We start from the raw sequence: 8,083 nt of genomic DNA, 5'->3' as shown, positions 1-8,083 counted from the left end.
CTGCCGGCCATGATGCTGCTGATCCTGGCGCAGGTGCTGGAGGGCGGCATGGACGCGAAGACCCTGGCGCTGCTGGGCGTGCTGTCCGCCGCGATCGCGGCGGTCCGGCCGCTCGGCTCCGGGATCGGCGGCGTGGAGACCGTCTTCTTCTTGCTGATCCTGGGCGGGCGGGCGTTCGGGCCGGGGTTCGGGTTCGCGCTGGGCGGGGTGTCCCTCCTCGCGTCCGCGCTCCTCACGGGCGGGGTCGGGCCGTGGCTGGGGATGCAGATGGCCTGCTCAGCCTGGATCGCGGCGGGCGCGGGCCTGCTCCCCAGGCGGGCCGCCGGGCGGGCCGAGATCGCCATGCTGGCCGCCTACGGGGTGGCGGCCAGCTACCTGTTCGGCGCGCTCATGAACCTGTGGTTCTGGCCGTCCCTGGCCGGCGCCGGAACCGCGGCCAGCGGGATCGGGTTCGACCCGGCCGCCACGGCGGCCGCCAACTGGGGCCATTTCCTGGTCTTCACCCTGGTCACCTCCACCACCTCCTGGGACACCGTCCGCGCGATCACCTGCGCCGCAGCCCTGATCGCGCTCGGCCGCCCCATCCTCGCCCTGCTCCGCCGCGCCGGCGCCCGCGCCGCCTTCGGACCCGCCTGACCGCCAAGACCGGACGTTCCCCGAGCCCCTCCATGGCGCTTGTCGGATCAGTTCCCACACGTCCCCGCCAGCGACCACCACGGACCCGCCCGAAGCCCGTGGCACCTCAAGTCCACCGGGCAGGCGACCCGCCGAATGGCGTTCCCTATGCCGCCGACCCGTCGGCTGGCGTCTGGTGCGCCGCCGAGCCGCCCGCTGGCGTCTCCTGTGCCGCCGGCACGCCGAGCGGCGTATTATGTCCGGGCCTTTCGGCGAGTGGCGTGTTTTGTCCGGGCGATCTTACGTTTGCGCTGGTCAGAGAGTTGCACTTCGCCGAGTGGTGTACATTATCCAGCGCTCGACGAGGTGGAGGGCCAAGGACGGCACAGAATCCGCCGCTGGGCAGCTCAAGTGTTACAGGATCCGCCACTCGGCGTCGACTGGCGTTTCTTGTGCCACCGGGTCGCCCATTGGCGCTTCCTTTGCGGCCGGGTCGCCGATTGGCGCTTCTTGTGCCGCCAGGGCCCGTCGACTCCGACCGCTTGGAAATGCACAACCCGCCGATCACCGCGATCGACGTGCGCCCACGTGAGGCAGGCGCCACCTGCGCCCGTCTCCTGTTCGACATAGTGGCCGGAACTGCACCGGCCAATACCCAGGTCGAGCACGCCGTCCGCGTGGTCCGCCGCGCCTCCACGGCGCGCCTGCCGGCGTGATCAGAGTCCTTCATCCACGCGTCGGCTGGCCCCCTGTCCGTTTCTCCCCGAAGCTAGCCGAAAACCCCCGCTTCGGGGAGAAACGGACAACCGCGCCCGATGCCGCCAACCGGCCACACGGCATCGTCGCAGGTCAGCGGACCAGACCGTTGGCGCGCCCAACCCACGCCTGTCCGTTTCTCCCCGAAGCGAGCCGAAAACCCCCGCTTCGGGGAGAAACGGACAACCGCGCCCGATGCCGCCAACCCGCCCCGCGGCATCGTCGCAGGTCAGCGGACCAGACCGTCCCAAGCCCGACCGGGGCCGGGGAGGTCCCCCGGTCGGCTTCTCAGTAACGTCTGTACACGGAAGTCTGCGTTTGGGGTTGTTGGAAATGAGTGGGGCACAGCATCCACCGCCCCGCGCCGAAGAAGTAGCAGATTCAGCGCCCAAGGGTTCAGTGCGAGGTTTCCCGTGCAGCGCGGCGCGCCACCACTGCTCACACGGGAGACGCCGGCGGGATGCGGCGCCAGGTCTGAGGGCTGGCTGCGGCCAGGCCGCCCTCGCAGAAGGCCAAACCCGGAGGATCCAGTTCCAGGCAGACCGTCGCCTTGGTGACCCAGAATTCCTCGGCGGGGGTGTCCGGACCGGACATGACGGTCAGACAGCCACCAGCGTCCCGCCCGGCCAGGGCCGTCACTCGCCTGAGCGAGTCCGGTTCCCTGACGCCGTCTGCTCGGGCAACCAATTCGGTGAAGCGCTCGCGCGACTCAGCTAGATGCGGGCTGATGTCGCCACAGGCCAGAGAGGGGGACAGGAAATGGTTGGTATGGACCAGGGTGCCCCCCTTTTCCAGTCCTAGGACCTCGACCTTCGCGGGGCTGACCTCCAGGCACACGGCTCCAGCCGCGCGGCCGGGCCGCGCCGACACAGCGACAGTCATCGCCGTCGATGCCGCCACCCGCGCCGAAGCAGCGATCTCGGTGGCCGCAGCCAAGTCTTCGGCCGTGTCGACTATGCGCCGCGCCACGGCGTGGACCGGCACCCCAGCCAAGCCGGAGTCAGACTCGTGGTTCAGGATATTGAAGTGCAAGCCCAGACCGGCGGAGTTGACCCCAACCTTCCCGATTTGCCCCATTTCGGTGAACATCCACAACCCCAGCCTGCCCGGACCGGGGCTGGCCATGTGGCGAACAGCCGCGTGCCCGCATACACAGTCGAGCCAATCCCAAGTCTGGAGAGTGCGCGGCGCCGATCCGTCGGCCGGCAGGTGCACTGCGGTCGAACACTCGCGGCCGGATCCCCGTGAGGCCGCCGCCAGGATTTCGGTCCGCGCCGAAAGCATGGCCGCGTCCTCCACAGGCAACCCGGCGCCCCGCGCCAAGGCCTGCACTTCCATCGCCAGGTCGGGTGCCCAGTCTCGAAGCGCGTCAAGCCCTTCCAAGGCGAGCCGCCGAACTGTCCCCGGCTCCAAGCCCAGCACGTCGAACAGCCACCGGTATTCGCGCACGGCGCGCTGGATTAACGAGGCGAAGTGAGCGCCGAAGGCCTCAGCGGCATCAGCTTGACCCACCTCAGCCGACCAAGTGTGTATCTTCAAGCCTGTTCGCCACCCGTTCTTCTGATCCATTCCGCCACCTCGGCGCCGTCCCCCCCACGCTCGCTCGCGGCTTGAGCGATCCGCCGTCGGGTTTCCGGCGCCAGGTCCTGGCTCATTTTGACCATCTCATCCATTGCCTCCACGCGCAGTCGGAAGCCAACGGCGTCGCGGACAATCCTCCGGAACAGCGTCAGCGAACCGGCCATGTCCCAGTGAACCGGTTCGAGGGCCTCGAACGCCTCGACCGTTCGCGTGACAATCTTCAAACAGCCGGCTTCGTCGTCCACGATCGCCACCCTGCCGCGCACGTGGACGGCCGCGTAATCCCAGGTAGGAACGTCCGGCTCCACCCCGGTCGCAGTTGGCGAGACGTAACAGCCCGGCCCGGTGAACACCGCCAGCGCCCGGCCGTCACGCCGCAATTCCGTCAAAAGGGGATTCGACCGGGCCATGTGGCCGACCAGTTCGCTGCCCACCACAGGGGCGTCCGGGGCCTCGTCATTGGCGAACACCACCGGGACGTGGACGCCTTCGGGCCAGGCGTCACAGATCACGGCGACCACCAAAGCCAGCGGATGGCGCGCAATGATCTGGCGCGCGTGGCTTGATCCCGTGGTGAACTGGGCAAAGGTATGCATGGCTCAGTCAACCGCCGCCAGGACTGCATCCCAGGCGACCTCGCCGGCAAGGGCACCCAGTGCCACCGAAACAGCCGCCTGGTCCTCAAACCCACTGCCGAGACATGCCGACCAGGTCACATCCTCGGTGGTGACCGCGAACAGGATGTCACCGTCGAGGGCGGTGTGAAACGGTTGGATGGCGCGGTGCATCGAGGAATGCACTTGCGCCGCAAACTGCGCCAAATCCGGCGGCGCCAAGGCGATGTTCGTCACGACGGCCGTGACGGTCGTGTTGCCGCCGCTGACGCGGACTGGCTCCAGACGGCCGATGCCGTCACGCCAGTCTTCGACCGGCAGGCACCTTCGTCCGGTGGCACGGTCGCAATTCCCCCGCACCACCCGGCCGTCGCGCCCGACTACTACGCCGACGGCGTTGACCACACTCACCACCAGGACTTTGACTGGCCCGACCTGCTCAAAGGCGACTCCTTGACCAGCGAATTCGCCGCGCACGGGATCGACTTTGCCGACTGACGCTCCAATGCCCCCGCCAACTCGCCCAAAGGACGCGCGGCCTTCGCGAGCGGCGGCCAGGGCGGCCGCGCCCAGGGCGGCGTCCGGAAAAACCGCGTTGCGCCTGACCGAGAAGTCGTAGATGATCGCTCCGCTGACCAACTTGAGTTGGTCGAAGGCCGTTTTAGCACCGTCCTCCTCGAGCAGCGCCTCGGCCACGCCGGCGGCGGCAGCCAGTCCGTAGACGGACCCGCCAGCCAGGCAGATGGCGTGGTTCTCGGGGTAGCAACCGGTCGCGCCGATGGCGCCGCCCCGCCGGTCGACAGCAGTCGGCAGGGCACGTTCGAAGGCCAAGACGGTGGCCCCGGTGGGACCCTCGGCGTATTCGGCCGTGCCGATTCGCACGCCCGGAAAGTCGAAAACGACTTCTCCGCGTCCGGCGCTGAAACTGGCCCTAGGCCGCGCGGTCCGGTTGGTCGGGCCGCCTTGGCCAACGTGGAACGGGGCAGGGCGCGGGGGGTTAGTCATCGGTTGAGCTCCTCAATCAGTTGCTTCGAGTAGGGATGGGCCGCTCCGGCGTAAAACGTTTGGGTGTCGGACTGCTCTACGATCCGGCCTTGGACCATGACGGCGACGTGATGGGACACATAACGCACAGCAGCCAAGTCGTGAGAGATAAACAGGGCGGCAAACGAATGTTGGCTCTGCAAGGCGGTGAGCAGGGCCAGGATCTGGGCCTGCACCGAGACGTCGAGGGCACTGACAGCCTCATCAAAGACTATGAACTCAGGGTTTGTGACCAGGGCGCGGGCAATCGAGACCCGTTGACGCTGGCCGCCTGACAACTCGTGCGGACGGCGTTGAGCGTAGTCCTCACCCAGGCCCACGTCTCGCAACATGGCCGCCGCCCGCTCTCGCCGCGTTGCCGCTGGCAAGCCGCGAGCCGTCACGTGAAGCGGTTCGCAGACGGCTTCGAGGGCGCTGTGCTTCGGGTCGAGTGACCACAGCGGGTGTTGGAAGACGGCCGCCACCCGTCCGGCCCGGTCACGGAGGCGGCGGGTGAGGGGTTCTCCGGCGAAGGTGACGGTTCCCGAATCCCAGCGCCGCAGCCCCAAGGCAACCTGGGCGGTGGTGGTTTTCCCGGAACCAGATTCGCCGACCAAGCCGAGCGTCTCGCCCGCATGGATGGCCAAGTTGACTCGGTCCATCGCCTTCAGAACGCGCCGGCGGCGGCCATGGCCGCTAGTGAAGGCCACGCTCACGTCCTTCAACTCGATTACCGGGGCGGACCTGGGGACGGGCTCGACTGTGCTCACGGGTGGCCGCCCTCCTCAACGCATGGATCGGGATCTTCATCCGCAGACTCGTCGCTAAACGGCCCTCGAAGTGCTTCGAGCTTCTGGCCAGGCTTGATTCGGGCAGGATCAGAATCCACCAGGTGGCGGGTGTACGGGTGGGAGGGATCAGTCAGGACGCGGGCGGCTGGGCCGTGTTCCACCACCCGACCCCGGCGCATGACAGCCACGTCGTCGCACCAGCGCGTCACCGCCCGCAAGTCGTGGCTGAGCCAGAGGATGCCCGCATTGATCTCCCGCGCCTTACGGAACAACAGGGTTATGACCTCCTCGCGGACGCTGGCGTCGAGAGCCGCCGTCGGCTCGTCTGCGATGACCACCTGCGGTTTGCCGATCAGCGCCAGGGCAATGGCCACCCGCTGTGCCATGCCGCCGGACAGGCCCAGCGGATAGAGCCGTGCCACTCGCTGCGGGTCGGCCATGGCCACTTCTGCCAACATCGCACCGCAGCATTCCGGACTTGCTGGCAAATTGTGGAGTTTGAGGGCCAGCGCCAGTTGCCGTCCTATCCGCATGGTCGGATCAAGCGCGGCGATGGGGTCCTGTGGAACGTATCCCACGTGCTCACGGCGGAACCGACGCCTCGCACCCGGATCCAGCGCGAACACGTCGAGATCCGCCACACGGACCAGGCCCTCGACCAGTTCGGCGCCCCGTGGCTCCAGACGCCCGATCACCGCCGCCAAGGTCGATTTGCCGGCACCGGATTCCCCAACGATCGCCACGGCCCTTCCCCGCTCTAGTGTCAGATCAACTCCGTCCAGGGCCCGGACGCGGCGTTGGCCGTTGACGTAGTCCAGCCGCAGGCCTCGGACTTCGACGGCGTTACCCATGACCGCTCCCGCAACAGGCGGCGTGCCCTGTCGCGCGAGGCGCGCCAATCACGACAACTCCCTGGTCTGACGCGGTTCGAACCGGTCGCAGAGGGCGTCCCCGATCACGTTGATCGACACAATCGAAGCCACCAGGGCGGTTCCCGGGGCAATCACCAGCCAAGGCGCCGTGGTGAGCTGCCCCATTCCGTTGCCAACCAGCGACCCGAGCGAAGCCGAGGGCACCTGAACCCCGTACCCCAGGAAACTCAATCCGCCCTCAACGAGGATCGCCACAGACAGGGCGTAACTCACTTGAATTGCGATTGTGCCGGCAATGTTGGGGGCGATGTGGGTGGCCAGAATGCGCGGGGTTGAGACTCCTGCTATCCGGGCCACGGTCACGAAGTCCCTCCCGGCCACGCTTCGGGAGGCGGCTCGCACCATCCGCGTCATCAGCGGGATGGTGATGAAGACGATCGCGATGATAGCCGCTTTGCGGCCGGGGCCCAGCACCGCCGAGACCAGGATCGCGAGCACCAGCGCCGGAAAGGCATACACCAGATCCACCAACCGGGAGACTCCCTCGCTGACAGCTCCACCCAAGTACCCGGCCAGCATCCCCAGCAGTACGCTCAACACCGCAGACACCGCCACCGCAGTCGCGCAGAGCACCAGAGTGGTGCCGATTCCCTCAAGCACTCGCGGCATCAAAGAACGACCCAAAGTGTCGGTGCCCAACGGCCAAGCCGCGGACGGCGGTTGCAGGCGCGGGCCGACAGTCTCCTCAGCGGAACCGCCGAACCCCGCCACCTTCCAGGCAACGGTGGCGATCACCATGATCGCCAGCGTCGACGCGGCGCAAATCATCAACACGTCTGGCCGCCGCCGCGCCCTCACCGCCTGCTCCCACGCCCAGAAGACCGCAGCCTCGGATCGATAGCCAGCGCGGCGAGATCCGCAATCAGCCCTGAGGCCAAGAAGACAGCCGCCGCCAGCACCACGCCAGCTTGCACCACCCCATAATCGCGCCGACCCAAAGCCTGGACCAGGTAGGAGCCCACACCGGGAACGTCGAAGACGGACTCCACGATGACGGCGCCGCCGAGCATGCCCGCCACAATGGTGGCAGTTTGAGTCAGCACCGGAATTGAGGCGTTGCGCATGACGTGATGGCGGATGATGAACCAAGGAGTCTCCCCTCGCGAGACCGAAGCGGTGACGTGCGGTTCGACCAAGACTGAGAGCACGGCATCGCGCGTGGTGCGGGCAGTTGCGGAAACGCAGAAAACGGAGAGCACCGCAGTCGGCAGGATCATTGACAGCGCGAAGGCCTGCCAGTCCTGGCCCGGTGCAGCGAACGCTCCGACCAACGACCCGATCCCCAGGCTTGACACCGCGTAGACCACCACGCCGCCCAACACGAACTCGGGGATCGAGATGCCCAGGGCGCTGAGCAAGCGGCCCCCGGCACCTCCAGCGCCGCCGCGGGCGTGGACCGCGCTGATCAAACCCAACCCGGTCCCCAGCACGACCGCCGCCAGCCCTGCTCCGCAGGCTATTGCGATCGTAACGGGCAGTCGCAGGGCCAGTTCTTCGGCGATCGGCGTGCCACTGACAAAAGACGTGCCGAAATCGCCACGCGCCAAAGCGGTGAGCCAGCGCCAATACTGCACCGCCACGGACTGGTCCAGCCCCAGTCGGGCGGTTGCCTCGGCTTTGGCGGCGTCCGAAGCGAAAGGCCCCAGTATCAAGTCGGCGTAATTCCCCGGCAGCAGGCGCATCGCCCCGAAGACGACCATTGTCGACGCCACCAGTGTGCCCAACGCGAGTCCCACGCGCTTGAACACCGTAATCGCCGCCGACATGTTCG

At 67.6% G+C, this 8,083-nt stretch carries 9 protein-coding genes; 2 read left to right on the top strand and 7 right to left on the bottom strand.

Annotated features, from left to right (window positions below; translation table 11 throughout):
- Together LBC97_03380 and LBC97_03375 are read left to right on the top strand one after the other, a co-directional pair.
- The coding region (locus LBC97_03380; GenBank protein ID MDR2565099.1) for an ECF transporter S component at positions 1 to 636 on the top strand (636 nt) is incomplete at its 5' end.
- A 491-nt stretch (positions 637 to 1,127) separates the two neighbouring features.
- A complete protein-coding gene (locus LBC97_03375) occupies positions 1,128 to 1,331 on the top strand; it encodes a substrate-binding domain-containing protein (protein MDR2565098.1) in 204 nt (67 codons plus the stop codon).
- A gap of 478 nt (positions 1,332 to 1,809) precedes the next feature.
- Here LBC97_03375 and LBC97_03370 read toward each other — a convergent pair whose 3' ends face one another.
- From LBC97_03370 to LBC97_03340, 7 genes are read right to left on the bottom strand one after another with little or no spacing between them, the layout of a single operon-like run.
- Positions 1,810 to 2,883, bottom strand: a complete 1,074-nt coding sequence (locus LBC97_03370; protein MDR2565097.1) for a C45 family peptidase — start codon at positions 2,881 to 2,883, stop codon at positions 1,810 to 1,812.
- Positions 2,884 to 2,906: 23 nt separating this feature from the next.
- A complete protein-coding gene (locus tag LBC97_03365; protein MDR2565096.1) occupies positions 2,907 to 3,548 on the bottom strand; it encodes an FMN-binding negative transcriptional regulator in 642 nt (213 codons plus the stop codon).
- A gap of 3 nt (positions 3,549 to 3,551) precedes the next feature.
- The gene (locus LBC97_03360) at positions 3,552 to 4,571 is read right to left on the bottom strand and encodes a P1 family peptidase (GenBank protein MDR2565095.1); all 1,020 of its coding nucleotides are present in this window, start codon (positions 4,569 to 4,571) and stop codon (positions 3,552 to 3,554) included.
- Complete coding sequence (locus LBC97_03355) at positions 4,568 to 5,359, bottom strand: dipeptide/oligopeptide/nickel ABC transporter ATP-binding protein (GenBank protein ID MDR2565094.1); 792 nt, start codon at positions 5,357 to 5,359, stop codon at positions 4,568 to 4,570. The genes LBC97_03360 and LBC97_03355 overlap by 4 nt, the downstream gene beginning before the upstream one ends.
- A complete protein-coding gene (locus LBC97_03350; GenBank protein MDR2565093.1) occupies positions 5,356 to 6,231 on the bottom strand; it encodes an ABC transporter ATP-binding protein in 876 nt (291 codons plus the stop codon). Before LBC97_03350 ends, LBC97_03355 begins: the two co-directional genes overlap by 4 nt.
- A gap of 48 nt (positions 6,232 to 6,279) precedes the next feature.
- On the bottom strand, positions 6,280 to 7,110 hold the full coding sequence (locus LBC97_03345) for an ABC transporter permease (protein MDR2565092.1): 831 nt from the start codon (positions 7,108 to 7,110) through the stop codon (positions 6,280 to 6,282).
- Positions 7,107 to 8,078 (bottom strand): ABC transporter permease, encoded by a 972-nt coding sequence (locus tag LBC97_03340; protein MDR2565091.1) that lies wholly within the window; start codon positions 8,076 to 8,078, stop codon positions 7,107 to 7,109. Before LBC97_03340 ends, LBC97_03345 begins: the two co-directional genes overlap by 4 nt.
- Between the last annotated feature and the right edge of the window lie 5 nt (positions 8,079 to 8,083).

The sequence above is a fragment of the Bifidobacteriaceae bacterium genome (assembly GCA_031281585.1).
Lineage (GTDB): Bacteria > Actinomycetota > Actinomycetes > Actinomycetales > WQXJ01 > JAIRTF01.
The sequence above is the reverse complement of the archived record's forward strand: the minus strand, read 5'-3'. Positions and strand labels throughout refer to the sequence as shown.